We start from the raw sequence: 15,124 nt of genomic DNA, 5'->3' as shown, positions 1-15,124 counted from the left end.
TGTTTAGCCTCTTTTCCATCTGATTCCCTGCGGTGTATCTTCAAGGATAATATTCATTTCTTTCAACTGATCGCGGATTTTATCTGCCAGTTCGAAGTTGCGCTCTTTTCTGGCCTGCTGCCTCTCTTCAATCAGCTGTTCGATTTCCTCATCCAGAAGATCTGCATGTGCCTCTTCAAGTGAAAGCCCCAATACATCAAACAGTGTTTCAAATTCCTTCGTGAAAGCATCAATCACTTCCACAGCTGTGTTTTTCTCCATCAGATAATAATTCGCAAGCTTTGACAGTTCGAACAAAATGGAGACAGCATTCGCTGTGTTAAAATCATCATCCATATCCCGAATGAACTGCTCATGAAGAGCTGTAATTTTATCCAGCCACTCCTGATTATTATCGGTCAGGTTCACACTTGCTTCTCTGCGGTGCAGCAAATTATGATAAGACGTTTTAATGCGCTCTAGTCCTGTCCGGGTATTCTCCAAAAGCTCATCGCTGTAGTTGATCGGATGTCTGTAATGAACCGACAGCATGAAAAATCTTAAAACCTGCGGGTCATGCTTTTGGATAATGTCATGAACCAGGACGAAATTCCCCAGTGATTTGGACATTTTTTCGTTGTCGATATTAATATACCCGTTATGCATCCAGTAGCGGGCGAAGGTTTTTCCTGTCAGAGCTTCCGACTGGGCGATTTCATTTTCATGATGCGGGAAGGCCAGATCCTGTCCTCCGGCATGGATATCAATCATCTCTCCAAGGTATTTCTTTGCCATCGCCGAGCATTCGATATGCCATCCTGGTCTTCCTTGCCCCCAAGGGCTCTCCCACGCGATTTCCCCTTCCTTCGCCGCTTTCCAGAGAACAAAGTCAAGGGAGTCCTGTTTTTTCTCGCCGACGGCAATGCGCGCGCCGACGCGCAATTCATCAATGGACTGGTGAGAAAGCTTTCCGTACTCATCAAATTTCCGGGTATGGTAATAAACATCTCCCTCTGATTCATACGCATAGCCTTTATCAATCAAGGTCTGGATAAATTCAATAATGATATCGATACTTTCAGTTACTCTCGGATGGACATCAGCCTTTCTGCAGCCAAGTGCAGAAACGTCCTCAAAATAAGCATTGATGAACCGTTCTGCAATAGACGGAACATCTGTTCCTAATTCATTAGCCACCCGGATCAGCTTATCATCCACATCCGTAAAATTGGAGACATACTGCACATCAAAGCCGCGAAACTCAAGATATCTTCTTACCGTATCAAATACAATCGGCGGACGGGCATTCCCTATATGGATATAGTTATAAACGGTTGGCCCGCACACATACATTTTCACTTTTCCCTCTTCTAAGGGAATAAAATCTTCTTTTTGACGAGTAAGTGTATTATAGATTTGAATGGCCATGAACCTGGCTCCTTTCTTTCCTCAATGTTTCCACTTCCGTTTTTAACTCCCGCAGCTCCCCTTCCAGTTCCTTAAACCGGTCTGCAATTGGATCGGGAAGATCACAATGATTTAAATCCTTGCCGATTTTCACACCATCCCGGATTTTCACTCTTCCGGGAATCCCGACTACTGTTGAATTTGGCGGAACCTCATGAAGAACAACAGAGCCTGCACCCACCTTAGAATTCTCGCCAATTGTAATAGAGCCCAAAACCTTCGCCCCAGTTGCAATCAGCGCGTTGTCCTTAATGGTAGGATGGCGCTTGCCTTTTTCCTTTCCGGTTCCTCCCAGTGTCACACCCTGAAAAACGGTTACATTATCACCGATTTCACATGTTTCCCCGATGACAACCCCCATGCCATGGTCGATAAAAAAGCGTCTGCCGATCTTGGCTCCGGGATGAATTTCAATTCCTGTGAAAAAGCGGCTGATCTGGGAAACCACTCTTGCAAGAAAATAAAACTTCCGCTTAAAAAGAGCGTGGGCAATGCGGTGTGACCAGACAGCATGCAATCCTGAGTAAGTTAATATTACTTCCAAATAACTTCTTGCTGCAGGATCCTGTTCAAATACCACTTCGATATCTTCCTTCATTCTTGCAAACATGGTTCATTTCCCCTCCTGGCGTAGATCTTCTTTTTATTAATCTTTTTCTAAAATACTAATTTGTTGCGGGTTTTGCATATAAAAAAGCGCCTCTGCCACAATCGGACAGAGACGCTTACGCGCGGTTCCACTCTGTTTAGGCTAAAATAGCCTCAACTTTAACTTGTTAACGGATAAGTTTCCGCTCAAATCTACTTGGAAGCATGGCACCCGTTCGAATTGAGGCTCAGAGGCGCACTTCAGAATAAAGAGAGGCTTAAACCACTTTCAGCCGGTGATGGTTCTCTCTAAAAAGCATCTTTTTTCTTACTTTTCCTCTTCAACACTTTTCAATATAGAATAATTTACTTAATACTATATTACATTTTCTCCAAGATGTTAACCAATAATGCTCATTAAACGAGATTTTACTTTTTCTTTTCCTAAAAGCTCGATAGCCTGCGGCAGATCCGGTCCATGGGTTTGGCCAGTCGTTGCGGAACGGATAGGCATGAAGAGCTTTTTGCCCTTATGGCCTGTTGATTTCTGCACAGCCTTCATAGCCGCTTTAATTTCACCTGCCTTGAATTCCGCAAGTGCCTCAACTTCCTGCAGGAATGCAGACAGCACTTCAGGAACCTGCTCTTCAGCAAGAACTTCCTTCGCTTCTTCATCAACGGTCATTTCCTCTGTAAAGAACAGTTCTGATAGTTCGACAATCTGAGCACCAAAACTCATTTTTTCCTGGTAAAGAGTGATCAGGCTGTTAACCCACTCTTCGTTTTCCTGCTGCCAGTTTTCGCTGATCTTCCCTGCCTTCACCAGATGAGGAGCCGAAATCGACACCAATCGCTCCTGATCAAGCTTCTTCATGTACTGGTTATTCATCCATTCAAGCTTCTGCTTATCGAAAAGGGCCGGAGATTTTGAAAGGCGGTTTTCATCAAATATATCGATGAATTCTTCTTTCGAGAAAATCTCTTCCTCCCCTGCAGGAGACCAGCCAAGAAGAGCAATAAAGTTAAAGAGTGCTTCCGGCAAGTAGCCGAGCTCTTCGTATTGTTCAATGAACTGAATGATCGTCTCATCGCGCTTGCTCAGTTTTTTGCGGCTTTCATTGACAATTAAAGTCATATGGCCGAACACAGGAAGGTCCCAGCCCAATGCTTCATAGATCATCTGCTGCTTAGGCGTATTGGAAATGTGGTCATCCCCGCGCAGCACATGAGAAATTTTCATCAGGTGATCATCCACCGCTACCGCAAAGTTGTAGGTAGGCGTGCCGTCTTTCTTGACGATGACATAGTCCCCGAAGCCATCCGACTCGAATGACACTTCCCCTTTTACCATGTCATTGAATGTCAGCATCTTGCCTTTTGGCACCAGGAAGCGGATGCTCGGCTTTCTGCCTTCCGCTTCAAGCGCAGCTCTTTCTTCCTCTGTCAGGTGGCGGCATTTTCCTGAGTAAGCAGGAGTCTCGCCTTTTTCAGATTGAGCCTCACGCTCTGCTTCCAGTTCCTCTTCCGTACAATAGCATTTATAAGCATGCCCTTTTTCGAGCAATTCTTTGTAATAGGTTTCATAGATATGATTTCTTTCAGATTGGCGGTATGGACCGTATTCGCCTTCCCTGTCAATGCTTTCATCCCAATCCATGCCAAGCCATTTTAAATAATGAAGCTGGCTTTCCTCGCCGCCTTCAATATTCCGTTTCTTATCTGTATCCTCAATGCGGATGATGAATTTCCCGCCTTTGCTTCTTGCAAACAAATAGTTAAAAAGCGCCGTTCTCGCATTTCCGATATGTAAATGCCCAGTCGGACTCGGAGCGTAGCGGACGCGGATTTCATTTGACATACTGACTGCCTCCTTATAATCTTGAATCTTGAGTTTATCGTAAGCTATATTTTAACACTCAGGTTTTTCTCTTGAAAGGTAATTTTAACGGTTCTCTATCTTTTTCAGCAAGACAGTGGCCTGGGAAGCGATTCCTTCTCCCCGTCCCGTAAAGCCTAGCTTTTCTGTAGTTGTCGCTTTCACATTAATATTTTCTTTTTCGGTTTCCAGAAGCTCTGCAATCCGCTCCTGCATTTTACCGATATGAGGAGCCATCTTCGGCTTCTGGGCGATGATGGTGCAGTCTGCATTAACCAGCTCATACCCTTTTTCTTTTACGATTCCCCATACATGCTGCAGAAGCTTTGCCGAATCGGCATCCTTGAATTCAGGATCGGTATCAGGAAAATGCCGTCCAATGTCCCCTTCTCCTATAGCCCCAAGGCAGGCATCTGCCACTGTATGCAGCAGGACATCTGCATCTGAATGTCCTAAAAGCCCTTTCTCATATGGTATTTCAATACCCCCGATAATCAGCGGGCGTCCTTCAGCAAACTGGTGAACATCAAATCCTTGTCCAATCCGAAACATGATCATAATCCCCTTTACATATGAGTTCTTTTCTTTATAATTGCTTCCGCAAAATACATATCTTCCGGCGTAGTCAGCTTAATATTATCGTAACTTCCCTCAACAATCACCACTTCATTGCCTAACCGCTCTACAAGGCTCGCATCATCTGTTCCTAAAAAGCCGTCTTCGTCTGCCTTGCGGTGTGCCTCAAGCAGGGAAGAAACACGAAAGGCCTGTGGAGTTTGAACTGCCCACAGACAGGAACGTTCAAGCGTTTCTGTGATTAAATGCCCGTCTGCTTTTTTAACGGTATCCTTCAGCGGCACTGCCAGAACAGCAGCTCCTTTTTCCCAGGCTGCTTTCACCAGAGGCTGCAGTAAATCCCGGGTAATAAAAGGGCGGGCAGCGTCATGAACCAGCACTACTTCCTCGCCCGAAGCTGCCTCGGCCGCATTATAGACACTATGCTGCCTTTCCTTACCGCCTTCAACCATTGCAGCCACCTTCTTAATCTGGTGCTTGTTTAAGAGTGTGCGCATTTCTTCCTCATCCTGTGGATTAATGGCCAGAATAATGCCCGTACACTCCGGGTCGCTCTCAAAAACTCTTAACGTATGTATAAACACAGGGACATTCCCAATTTCCAGAAAAAGCTTATTCTTTCCGGCTCCCATTCGTTTCCCCTGTCCGGCTGCCGGGAGAATCGCTTGATAATTCATATCTTTGACTCCTCTTTTTAGAAAAGCGCAAGCGCCTTGGTCACCCCCGACACATCGAGAGGAGAAGGCGCTAGGGCTATATAGTTTATACTTTCTTTTTTGATAAAGGCTCTTTTTATATAAATTGTTGTTTTTCGCTTATCAATGGTGTCCGTTGATTGCAGTGAGAGGATGCTCAGCAAACCACGGGGCGGGCGGTGAGCCTCCTCGACGGTACGCGTCTGTGGGGTCTCACCTGTCCCGCTACTCCCGTAGGACGTTGAATAAGCTACCTTGAGTAAACACCGCACGAAGAGAATGCGAATGCATTTTCGAGGATCTCGCACCTTCCACTACAATCAACTCAGTAAATATAATATAAATAGCAACAAACTTTGCGAAAACAGCCTTGATAAAAAAGCAGGCAAAAAGGCAGGGAAATCAATCTCCCTGCACGTTCTGTCCTACTTTCCATCCTACATTATAAAGCTTTTTCCAGAAGCTTGGGTTTTGCAAAGATCATTCTTCCGGCTGATGTCTGCAGAACACTTGTGACAAGAACATCAATATGTTTGCCAATATAATTTCTGCCTTCTTCCACCACGATCATCGTGCCGTCGTCCAGATAAGCAATCCCCTGATTCTGTTCCTTGCCGTCTTTTATTACCTGTACTTTCATTTCTTCACCTGGCAGCACAACCGGTTTGACCGCATTAGCCAGGTCATTAATATTAAGGACTGCCACTTTTTGCAGTTCACAAACTTTATTCAAGTTAAAATCGTTGGTCACCACGACGCCATTCGTTAATTTAGCCAGCTTCACCAGCTTGCTGTCCACCTCTTGGATTTCTTCAAAATCACCTTCATAGATTTCCACATTAATCGAAAGCTCTTTTTGAATCCGATTTAATATATCCAGACCCCGTCTGCCTCGGTTGCGCTTTAATACATCTGATGAATCAGCAATATGCTGGAGTTCTTCAAGTACAAACTGTGGAATGACAATCGTGCCTTCCAAAAAGCCAGTCTGGCAGATATCAGCAATGCGTCCATCGATAATCACGCTTGTGTCAAGAATCTTGAGTGATTTTTTAGGTGCAGCTTCAGGCTCAATTTCTTCTTCATTGCTTTTCTTTTTCTTGCTTGAAAATAAGCTTAAAAGCTCATCCCGCTTTTTAAAGCCAACCTGAAATCCCAGATAGCCAAATATAAGCGTCAGCACAATAGGAGCAACGGTATTCAGTATCGGCACCTCAATCGCATTTAGTGCATATCCGATTAAAAAGGCAATGACTAATCCAAAAACCAGGCCGACACTTCCAAAAATAATATCAGTTATAGGTACTTTTACCAGTGATTCTTCTGCCCATCTCACAAAATTGACGACATGATCAACCGCCCAAAAAGTTAAAAGATAAAAAATAATAGCACCTAAAATGGCGGACACGTATGGATTGTTTAAAAGAGGAATGTCATCTAAACTGATTAATTTTAATAAGTCAGGAATTAAAAAGATTCCAAGCGTCACCCCAATAATAAGGAAGCATGCCTGTACAATACGTTTTAACATTCCTTCACCTCCTTTTAATCATTATAAACAAATTCACAAAATTGAAACCCTGAATCACGGGTATTTTCATTTTTGTTCCTTATTAATTATTTCACGATAGTAAAAGACCTGTTTCAATTAATACTTTCTTCCACTTTAAGGTTAGCACCATTGGCAATAAACTGTCAAATAATTAACTAATCATTTTAGCATAACCAATTACATAGTTCAATGGTCTCTTTATAGCTGACGATCCGCAAAAACCTGCTCCTTTATGAGCTTAAGTCCCTCTTTAATTTTTCTCGCCCGCACTTCCCCGATTCCTTCCACCTCATCGAGCTCCTCTACAGTTGCCGTAATGATATTCGGGAATTCTTCAAACCGGTTAATCAGATTATCAATAATAATTGGCGGCAGTCGCGGAACTTTATTCAGCATGCGGAAGCCGCGTGGGCATTTGAATTCTTCCGTGTGAATATACCCGTTATAGCCCAAAAGCTTTAGGATGACAGAGTCTTCGAGCATTTCCCCTTTTGAAAGCACCTGTAGTTTGACAAGGGCTTCCTTGGAGTCGATGTCTCTTGATTGAGAATAATCTCTAATAATCCATTCTGCTTCCCGTTCAAGCTCCACCAGCAGCTCATTCATCTGGAGCCGGATCAGCCTTCCTTCGGTGCCCAGTTCACTTAAATAAGTGAGCAGCTCATTTTTAATGCGCAGAACCATTTCAATATTATGAAAAACATGGAGGATGTCGCTGTAAGTAACAAGCTCCTCAAATTCCAGGATACTGAGATTGCCGATGCTCTGTTCAAGAACCACCTTATATTTTTCAAGCGTTTGAACAGCTACATTCGCCTTTGTTAAAATAACGCCAATATCCCTTAGCGCATAACGGGAATGCCCCTTATAAAGGGTAATGACATTGCGTCTCTGGGAAATGGCAATCACTAATGCACCTGTTTGCCGCGCTACCCGCTCAGCCGTGCGATGCCGCATGCCCGTTTCCGTAGATGGTACGCCGGGATCAGGAGCAAGCTGGGCATTCGCAATCAGAATCATGCTTCCTTCTTCATTTAAGATAATAGCCCCGTCCATCTTGGCCAGCTCATACAAATAACTCGGCGAAAATGGGCAATTAATCTGAAAACCCCCATCAACAAGGTTGCTCAGCTTTTCTTTTGAGCCCAATACAATCAGCCCGCCTGTATTGGCGCGCAGAACATTATCAATCCCTTCCCTGATAGGCGTACCCGGAGCCATGAACCGAAGGATTTCACTCATTGTTTTTTCGCCCATTTTTTTAGTCTCCATGTTTATCCCCCTAACGCAGCCTTTAGCGCTTCACCTACAGAGCTTACTCCGATCAGTTCAATTCCTCCCGGTGCGCTCCAGCCGCCAAGATTGTTCGCCGGCAGGATGACCCGTTCAAAGCCCAGCTTGGCCGCTTCCTGCACTCTTTGCTCGATTCTTGAGACTCTTCTGACCTCTCCTGTGAGTCCAACTTCCCCGATAATGCAGTCTGTTGCTTTTGTCGGCTTATCCCGAAAGCTCGACGCAATGCTGACTGCAATGGCCAAATCAATTGCCGGCTCATCCAGCTTTACTCCGCCGGCGACTTTTAGATAAGCATCCTGATTTTGCAGAAGCATTCCGACCCGCTTTTCCAAAACAGCCATCAGGAGCGGGACCCGATTATGATCGATTCCGGTTGCCATTCGTCTTGGATTCCCAAAGCTTGTCGGGGAAATAAGCGCCTGAATTTCAACCAGAACAGGTCTCGTCCCCTCCATGGAGGCAACGACTGTTGAGCCAGCAGCCCCCTGTGATCGCTCTTCGAGGAAAATTTCCGATGGATTGGCCACTTCCTCTAGCCCTAATTCCTTCATTTCAAAAATACCCATCTCGTTTGTTGACCCGAATCTGTTTTTTACAGCTCGTAAAATCCGGTATGTATGATGGCGTTCACCTTCAAAGTATAAAACCGTATCCACCATGTGCTCCAGAAGTCTAGGACCCGCAATGGAGCCCTCCTTTGTAACATGCCCTACGATAAAAATGGCGATCCCCTTCGTTTTGCCAATGCGCATCAGTTCAGCGGTACATTCCCTAACCTGGGAAACGCTCCCCGGCGCCGATGTGACTTCCGGATGGAAAATCGTCTGTATGGAATCAATAATGACAAAGTCAGGGTTGACTGTTTCAATCGTTCTGCTGATTTCTTCAAGACTGGTTTCCGAATAAACGAGCAGGCTGTCTGAAGAAACACCTAAACGGTCAGCGCGAAGCTTCGTCTGACGCATGGATTCTTCCCCTGATATATAGAGGACCGAATGTTTTTTGTTCGCCAGCTGTGAGGATACTTGAAGCAGCAGCGTTGATTTCCCGATACCAGGATCTCCCCCTATAAGAACAAGAGAGCCTCTTACAATACCGCCCCCGAGGACACGGTTTAATTCATTTAAATCGGTATGTATGCGGGGTTCGCTGACTGTTTCGATGGATGTAATCGGTGTAGCTTTTGCCGCTATGGCCGTTCCCTGTGAATGTGCAAAAGCGCCTCTTCTCGTTGAAGCTGGCTTCTCGACCTCTTCCACCATCGTATTCCATTGTCCGCACCCCGGACATTTTCCCATCCATTTCGCTGATTCATAGCCGCATTCCTGGCACATGAATTTCGTTTTTCTTTTAGCCATACTTCTTCCCCTCTCTGTACATTCATACCAGCCGCAGTAAAGGAACTCTTATTATTACCGGCCTTGCGTGAAAGAACCAGTGATGAAAGAAGTACGTTTACTTCCTATTCCCTTTTCCAGCGGGTCTTAAAATGATTTTGTCCAGATATCTTTTTCTCTCTTAAAATTAACATAAAACGCCTGAATAAACCTCTTTTAGGACTTCTTTTCAAAATGGCCTGAAAGAGTACAAAAAGGTACACGTATAACAGGAACGTGTACCTTTTTGCTGTGTGTGATCATCTGATGTCTTATTATTACAATTTATTTTTGAAGGTTTGCTGTTCTGCTTGGTTCTGCGGTTTTCACTACAAATTCTCCATCCTTTACATCGATTACCACGCTTTGTCCGGTTAGGACTGTTCCTCTTAACAGCTCTTCGGATAAACGGTCTTCAATATGCTTTTGAATGGCCCGTCGGAGCGGACGAGCTCCGTACTCAGGATCATAGCCCTCAACCGAAATTTTTTCTTTGGCTGCATCTGTCAATTCCAATGTAATATCCTGTTCCTTCAATCGTTTCGTTAATGTATCAGACATAAGCGAAACGATTTCCTGGAGATGCTTTTTCTCTAATGCATGGAAAACGATAATTTCATCGATACGGTTCAGGAATTCCGGGCGGAAGGACTTCTTCATCTCTTCCATTACCTTTCCTTTCATATCTTTGTAATCCTGTTCTCCATCCTGGATGTTAAAGCCAACGTATTTGTTTCGCTTAAGCGCTTCAGCTCCTACATTGGATGTCATAATCAGAACAGTGTTCCGGAAATCAACGGTTCTTCCCTTAGAGTCTGTTAATCTTCCGTCTTCCAATACCTGTAATAGGATATTGAATACATCAGGGTGGGCCTTTTCAATTTCATCGAGAAGCACAACAGAATATGGTTTTCTGCGGACTTTTTCGGTTAATTGGCCTCCTTCTTCATACCCTACATAACCTGGAGGAGAACCGACCAGACGGGATGTGGAATGCTTCTCCATGTATTCTGACATATCGATGCGGATCATCGCATCCTCATCACCGAACATCGCTTCTGCTAATGCACGGGCCAGCTCTGTTTTACCTACCCCTGTCGGCCCAAGGAATACAAATGAGCCAATCGGGCGCTTCGGATCTTTAAGACCAGCACGGGCACGGCGGACAGCCTTTGAAATGGCCTTAACGGCTTCTTCCTGCCCGATTACACGGGAATGAAGGATTTCTTCCAGATTAAGAAGCTTTTCTGTTTCAGTTTGGGCAAGCTTCGAAACAGGGATTCCGGTCCAGCTGGCTACCACATTGGCAATATCCTCAACCGTCACTTCACTGTTTTCTTTGCCCTGCTTTTCTTTCCATGTTTTCTTCGTTTCTTCCAGCTGTTCACGCAGGCGCTGCTCCGTATCCCTTAAGGAAGCCGCTTTTTCAAATTCCTGGCTTTGTACGGCTGCATCCTTCTCTTTTCGAACATCCTCAAGCTTAACCTCAAGCTCTTTCAAATTTGGAGGTGTAGTATACGAACGCAGTCTTACCTTTGAACCTGCTTCATCGATTAAATCAATCGCCTTATCCGGGAGGAAGCGGTCTGAAATGTAGCGGTCTGACAGCTTTACGGCTGCTTTAATGGCTTCATCTGTAATGGTTACGCGGTGATGGGCCTCGTAACGGTCGCGCAGCCCCTCAAGGATTTGAACAGATTCTTCGGCAGTCGGCTCATCAACCGTAATAGGCTGGAACCTTCTTTCAAGTGCCGCATCTTTTTCAATGTATTTTCTATATTCATCAAGTGTAGTTGCACCAATACACTGGAGTTCACCACGGGCAAGAGATGGCTTTAGAATATTGGAAGCATCAATCGCTCCTTCTGCTCCTCCTGCACCTATTAATGTATGAAGCTCGTCAATGAATAAGATGATGTTTCCTGCCTGCCTGATTTCATCCATCACCTTCTTCAGGCGGTCTTCAAATTCACCGCGATACTTCGTTCCGGCAACCACTGTACCCATATCAAGAGTCATAACCCTTTTATCGCGAAGAGTCTCCGGCACTTCATTGTTAATAATCTGCTGCGCAAGGCCCTCTGCAATAGCTGTTTTACCTACACCAGGCTCACCAATGAGAACAGGGTTGTTTTTCGTCCTTCGGCTTAATACTTCGATTACACGCTGAATTTCTTTGCTTCGTCCTATAACCGGATCGAGGCTTCCTTCTCTTGCTATAGCAGTCAGGTCACGTGCTAATCCATCCAGGGTAGGCGTGTTCGCATTGGCTGCTGATCCTCCCTGATGGCTGCCGGACTCATTGCTGCCTAACAGCTGAAGCACCTGCTGGCGCGCTTTATTGAGACTGACTCCAAGGTTATTCAATACCCTCGCAGCAACTCCTTCGCCTTCACGGATCAGTCCAAGCAGGATATGCTCGGTTCCTACATAGGAATGGCCAAGTTTTCTTGCCTCGTCCATGGAAAGTTCAATCACTTTCTTGGCACGTGGTGTATAGTGAATGGTCTGGGAAGCATCCTGCCCCCTGCCGATTAAATTCTCAACCTCTTTTTGGATCTTATCAGAGCCGAGCCCTAAAGCATACAGAGCTTTAGCCGCAATTCCTTCACCCTCACGTACAAGCCCAAGCAGAATATGCTCTGTTCCGATGTTATTATGTCCTAAACGGATTGCTTCCTCCTGTGCTAACGCCAATACTTTTTGAGCTCTTTCCGTAAATCGTCCGAACATCATAATTTCATCCTCCCAACTCTTGATCTTCCATTTTTAATCTTTCCCTAATTAGTGAAGCCCTGCGGATATCGCGTTCATGCGGTCTGAGCGGCCCGCCTGCATATTGCTGCAGGAATCCGGGCTGTGTCAGGATCATCAGCTCATTCAATATATTCTTTGATATATTTTTGATGTACTGCATATCAATCCCCAGGCGAACGTCTGACAAGCATTGTGCTGCTTCCTTTGATTCAATGATCCGGCTGTTTGATAAAACGCCATATGAGCGGAAGACTCTATCTTCTAATTGTATGTTAGAAGTCTTTGCTAATGCTTGCCTTGCCGATCTTTCCTGAGAAATAAGCTGACTGACAACGCTTTTCAGATCCTCGGCGATATCCTCTTCGGATTTCCCGAGAGTGATCTGATTTGAAACTTGAAAGATGTTACCTAAAGCTTCGCTGCCTTCCCCGTAAATTCCTCTAACAACTAAACCTAACTGGTTAATTGCCGGGATAATCCGGTTCATTTGGTGTGTGAGAACGAGACCCGGCAAATGCATCATAACCGATGCCCTGAGTCCTGTTCCTACATTTGTGGGGCAGCTTGTTAAAAAGCCAATACCTTCATCAAATGCATAATCGGCCTCTTCCTCCAGCCAATCATCAATTTCATTTGCCATATTTAAGGCTTCAGAAAGCTGAAAGCCCGGGAACAGGCATTGAATCCTTATATGGTCTTCTTCATTAATCATGATGCTGACTTCTTCATTTTCAGAAAGAAGGCAGGCACCATGAGTTGAATTCTCAGCAAGATGGGGACTGATCAGATGCTTTTCCATCAGGACTCTTTTTTGAAGAGGCTGAAGGCTATCCATTAATAAAAGCTCCATTTCCCCAAGTTTTGAAAAGGAAGAATGCTCCACCCTTGCCTTTATTTTTTCAATGATTGCTTCTGCTTCTTCATTTGAAAATAAGGTAGGGAATTTAAATTGCTTTATATTGCGGGCGAGCCTGATCCGTGAACTTAATACAATATCGGAATCAGGGCCTTCAGCACTCATCCAGGAGCTGATAGCTTGATTTATGAAACGTTCCAACGACAAGCTACTCCCCTCCCTTTTGATCGGCATTGAGCTGCTTTTCCAATTTCCTTATTTCGTCTCTCAATTCTGCCGCTCTCTCAAACTCTTCTTTGGAAATCATTTCTTTTAACTGGTTTTTTAAAACATCCATATTCCTGCGCAAGTGAATGGTTCCCCCGATTCTGGCCGGGATTTTCCCGCTGTGTGAAGAATTCCCGCTGTGCAGCCTTCTAAGAATGGGGGTTAATTGATCTTTAAAAGTCTCATAGCAGCTGGCGCATCCAAAACGGCCAACTTTAATAAACTGCTGAAAGGTCAGGGAGCATTGCTCACACTGCAGAACCTTCTCCTGCTGAAAAGGATCCTGGCCCGATCCCTGAAAGGCAGGCTGAATATTCAAGAGACCAGCAAGCAAATTATTTATTGAAAAACCGGACCCGCTGCCCAGCATAAACATTTCACCTTTTTCCTGCGCACATTTCTCGCAAAGATGAAACTCTGCTTTCTCACCATTTACAACCTTTGTAAAGTGCAGCGTGGCCGGCCTTTGATTACATTCCTGACAAATCATGATTTCACCTCTCCAGCTCACTACTATTTATATTTTAAAGTGGTTAACATCGCCTTAAGCATTCTTGCCCTTAGCTCATCCCTGAAAGGAAGATCTATATACAAGACAGAACGGTCTATAACACTTAGCATTATTTTTGCTTCCCTGTTTGTTATAATCTCTTCTTCCACCAGGCGGTAGATGACATTCTCCGCACTGCTCTGGGCAATTCTGCTCTGTACCAAAGATATTAATTGGTCAATCAAATCAGCATGGTCATAGGACTGGACTTTCATAATCCGGATGAATCCTCCGCCGCCCCGCTTACTTTCTACTGCATAACCTTTTTCAATCGTGAAACGGGTATTTATCACATAATTGATCTGAGAAGGAACACACTGGAACTTGTCAGCAATTTCGCTTCTTTTAATTTCCACGATTTCCCTTTCGCTTTTCTCTAAAACCTGTTTGAGATAATGCTCAATTATGTCGGATATATTTCTCACCAGGCCTCCCCCTATCTGACTTTGACTATATTTGACTTTAATTATACATGATTTATGTAATCTCTTGCAATTGGCGGGTATTAATAATTTTCCCCCATTTTTTGACTTCCCAAACCTGATAATGGAAGTTATTGTCGATAACAATATATTTTTGGATGGGCGGGTTTGTGCTTGACTGAAGGTAGTTTTTTGGATGGCAGCTAATGTGTATGGTTAAATGTACTCTGGGTGGGGATCGCAAAACTGGATGTGTGCGGGTTTTAGATTTTTTGAAGATGGGTTGGCGCGGTTTATCTAGCGTGTTTGGAGGTTTATCTTGCATGATTGCAGATTTATCTTGCTGGTTTTTAATTTATCTAACATGCTTTATGATTTATCTAGCATGTTTTGGAGTTTATCTTGCATTTGGCACAATCCTACGGTGCAGAGAACGAAAATGACTATAAAGATAGGAATGGCGCATATAATTGGATTCTGGCGCATATAGCGTGAAAGTGACGCACATGTTGACCGAAGTGACGCATATCTGCATTTCTCTGATTCAGCTACCAATCATTACACACAAAAAAAAGAGCACCCATCAGGTGCTCTTTCATATGCCCGGCAGCGTCCTACTCTCACAGGGGGACAGCCCCCAACTACCATCGGCGCTGAGAAGCTTAACTTCCGTGTTCGGTATGGGAACGGGTGTGACCTTCTCGCTATCGCCACCGGACTATTTGATTGAAGAAACTTCATTCCCTCAAAACTAGATAATGTATGAAGAAGAATTTGCCGAGTATTCACCAATATGACTTGTCTAGCTTCGGCTCCTAACTTCTCAGCCGTTTCGATCCGTCCCTCCAAATCCCAAAACCAGGATTT

The 15,124-nt window shown here is 44.5% G+C and carries 12 protein-coding genes, 1 rRNA gene and 1 other annotated feature; all 13 genes read right to left on the bottom strand.

The genetic code is table 11. From position 1 onward, the window contains the following. Positions 1–3 precede the first annotated feature (3 nt). The 13 genes from cysS to rrf all read right to left on the bottom strand — a co-directional run bounded on the left by cysS (position 4) and on the right by rrf (position 14,975). A complete protein-coding gene (gene cysS, locus M3205_RS13100) occupies positions 4–1,407 on the bottom strand; it encodes a cysteine--tRNA ligase (protein WP_251170328.1) in 1,404 nt (467 codons plus the stop codon). Continuing rightward, positions 1,388–2,056 carry a serine O-acetyltransferase gene (gene cysE, locus M3205_RS13095; protein WP_251170327.1) on the bottom strand — a complete coding sequence of 223 codons (669 nt, stop codon included), beginning with the start codon at positions 2,054–2,056 and terminating at the stop codon, positions 1,388–1,390. The genes cysS and cysE overlap by 20 nt, the downstream gene beginning before the upstream one ends. A gap of 104 nt (positions 2,057–2,160) precedes the next feature. Next, positions 2,161–2,388: a binding site (T-box leader), on the bottom strand. Between the two features lie 46 nt (positions 2,389–2,434). Beyond that, complete coding sequence (gltX, locus tag M3205_RS13090) at positions 2,435–3,892, bottom strand: glutamate--tRNA ligase (RefSeq protein ID WP_251170326.1); 1,458 nt, start codon at positions 3,890–3,892, stop codon at positions 2,435–2,437. Between the two features lie 84 nt (positions 3,893–3,976). Next, positions 3,977–4,462, bottom strand: a complete 486-nt coding sequence (ispF, locus tag M3205_RS13085; RefSeq protein ID WP_251170325.1) for a 2-C-methyl-D-erythritol 2,4-cyclodiphosphate synthase — start codon at positions 4,460–4,462, stop codon at positions 3,977–3,979. Positions 4,463–4,476: 14 nt separating this feature from the next. Next, complete coding sequence (gene ispD / locus M3205_RS13080) at positions 4,477–5,163, bottom strand: 2-C-methyl-D-erythritol 4-phosphate cytidylyltransferase (protein WP_251170324.1); 687 nt, start codon at positions 5,161–5,163, stop codon at positions 4,477–4,479. Positions 5,164–5,623: 460 nt separating this feature from the next. Continuing rightward, a complete protein-coding gene (locus M3205_RS13075; RefSeq protein WP_251170323.1) occupies positions 5,624–6,712 on the bottom strand; it encodes a PIN/TRAM domain-containing protein in 1,089 nt (362 codons plus the stop codon). 219 nt (positions 6,713–6,931) lie between these two features. Continuing rightward, positions 6,932–8,005: a DNA integrity scanning diadenylate cyclase DisA gene (gene disA / locus M3205_RS13070; protein WP_251170322.1), complete on the bottom strand. Its 1,074-nt coding sequence runs from the start codon at positions 8,003–8,005 to the stop codon at positions 6,932–6,934. A gap of 2 nt (positions 8,006–8,007) precedes the next feature. After that, positions 8,008–9,387, bottom strand: a complete 1,380-nt coding sequence (radA, locus tag M3205_RS13065; protein WP_251170321.1) for a DNA repair protein RadA — start codon at positions 9,385–9,387, stop codon at positions 8,008–8,010. Between the two features lie 303 nt (positions 9,388–9,690). Further along, the gene (gene clpC, locus M3205_RS13060) at positions 9,691–12,141 is read right to left on the bottom strand and encodes an ATP-dependent protease ATP-binding subunit ClpC (RefSeq protein ID WP_251170320.1); all 2,451 of its coding nucleotides are present in this window, start codon (positions 12,139–12,141) and stop codon (positions 9,691–9,693) included. A 4-nt stretch (positions 12,142–12,145) separates the two neighbouring features. Beyond that, positions 12,146–13,225, bottom strand: a complete 1,080-nt coding sequence (locus M3205_RS13055) for a protein arginine kinase (protein WP_251170319.1) — start codon at positions 13,223–13,225, stop codon at positions 12,146–12,148. 1 nt (position 13,226) lies between these two features. Further along, positions 13,227–13,775, bottom strand: a complete 549-nt coding sequence (locus M3205_RS13050) for a UvrB/UvrC motif-containing protein (protein WP_251170318.1) — start codon at positions 13,773–13,775, stop codon at positions 13,227–13,229. Between the two features lie 23 nt (positions 13,776–13,798). Further along, a complete protein-coding gene (locus M3205_RS13045; RefSeq protein ID WP_251170317.1) occupies positions 13,799–14,260 on the bottom strand; it encodes a CtsR family transcriptional regulator in 462 nt (153 codons plus the stop codon). Between the two features lie 598 nt (positions 14,261–14,858). Further along, positions 14,859–14,975: ribosomal RNA gene (rrf, locus tag M3205_RS13040) — 5S ribosomal RNA — on the bottom strand. Positions 14,976–15,124 lie beyond the last annotated feature (149 nt).

The sequence above is a fragment of the Cytobacillus firmus genome (genome assembly GCF_023715565.1).
GTDB lineage: Bacteria > Bacillota > Bacilli > Bacillales > Cytobacillaceae > Cytobacillus > Cytobacillus firmus_C.
The sequence above is the reverse complement of the archived record's forward strand: the minus strand, read 5'-3'. Positions and strand labels throughout refer to the sequence as shown.

What these genes read in the sequence shown, in the direction of transcription:
- cysS (WP_251170328.1), bottom strand. Translation starts at nt 1,407, where the DNA reads ATGGCCATTCAAATCTATAATACACTTACTCGTCAAAAAGAAGATTTT.
- cysE (WP_251170327.1), bottom strand. Translation starts at nt 2,056, where the DNA reads ATGTTTGCAAGAATGAAGGAAGATATCGAAGTGGTATTTGAACAGGAT.
- gltX (WP_251170326.1), bottom strand. Translation starts at nt 3,892, where the DNA reads ATGTCAAATGAAATCCGCGTCCGCTACGCTCCGAGTCCGACTGGGCAT.
- ispF (WP_251170325.1), bottom strand. Translation starts at nt 4,462, where the DNA reads ATGTTTCGGATTGGACAAGGATTTGATGTTCACCAGTTTGCTGAAGGA.
- ispD (WP_251170324.1), bottom strand. Translation starts at nt 5,163, where the DNA reads ATGAATTATCAAGCGATTCTCCCGGCAGCCGGACAGGGGAAACGAATG.
- M3205_RS13075 (WP_251170323.1), bottom strand. Translation starts at nt 6,712, where the DNA reads ATGTTAAAACGTATTGTACAGGCATGCTTCCTTATTATTGGGGTGACG.
- disA (WP_251170322.1), bottom strand. Translation starts at nt 8,005, where the DNA reads ATGGAGACTAAAAAAATGGGCGAAAAAACAATGAGTGAAATCCTTCGG.
- radA (WP_251170321.1), bottom strand. Translation starts at nt 9,387, where the DNA reads ATGGCTAAAAGAAAAACGAAATTCATGTGCCAGGAATGCGGCTATGAA.
- clpC (WP_251170320.1), bottom strand. Translation starts at nt 12,141, where the DNA reads ATGATGTTCGGACGATTTACGGAAAGAGCTCAAAAAGTATTGGCGTTA.
- M3205_RS13050 (WP_251170318.1), bottom strand. Translation starts at nt 13,775, where the DNA reads ATGATTTGTCAGGAATGTAATCAAAGGCCGGCCACGCTGCACTTTACA.